Here is a 737-nt window from a genome sequence, read left to right on the forward strand (position 1 = left end):
GCTCGTCTGGCGGCTTCGGAGTTGTAGAGCTTCTTGTAGGCCCAGCCGTCGCCCATGGTGCGATGGAGTCGTTCGATCTTGCCGTTCGTCTGGGGTCGTCGCGGTCGTGTGCGCTTGTGCGTGATGCCGATATCGACGCAGGTGTCGCGCCACAGGTGCGAGACGTAGGCGGATCCGTTGTCGGACAGGACCCGCTCGACGGTGACACCGCGCTCGGCGAACCAGGCCACTGCTCGGTAGAGCACACCGACCGCGGTGACGGCCTTCTCGTCGTCGTGGACCTCGGCGTAGGCGACACGGGAGTAGTCGTCGATCACGGTGTGGACGAAGCAGTTCCCAACCTTGGGTTGGAAGTACTTGTTCCTGGCGCCGGTCCGATCGCGTGTGGCGTGCCGGTTCGCGTAGCCCTGCTCACGGCCGACGAATCGCCAGCCTCCACCGTCTGGGATGTTGCCGAACTTGGTCACGTCCACGTGGATCAGCTCGCCTGGTCGTTCGCGTTCATAGCGTCGGGCGGGCTCACCGGTGACGCGGTCGATATGGCTGAGCCGGTTGAGCCGGCAACGCACCAGGACCGCGTGCACGGTCGAGGCAGGCATGTCGAGCTTGGCTGCGATCTGGACCGGCCCCAGGCGGTGCTTCCAGCGCAGGTGCACGATCTTGCGCACCATCGGCCGCGGAGTCTTCGCGTGCTGGGCGTGCCGGGCTGAGGTCCGGTCCGCCATCCCGGCCGGACC

Annotated in this window: 1 protein-coding gene; it reads right to left on the minus strand. The window is 66.6% G+C overall.

Annotated features, from left to right (window positions below; all coding sequences use genetic code 11):
• Window positions 1-737, minus strand: a 737-nt coding sequence (locus tag ACP7BP_RS21365) for an IS481 family transposase (protein ID WP_426247713.1), incomplete at both ends; no start/stop codon positions are given.

Origin of the sequence: Nocardioides sp. LHG3406-4, from assembly GCF_049897745.1 — a bacterium.
GTDB lineage: Bacteria > Actinomycetota > Actinomycetes > Propionibacteriales > Nocardioidaceae > Nocardioides.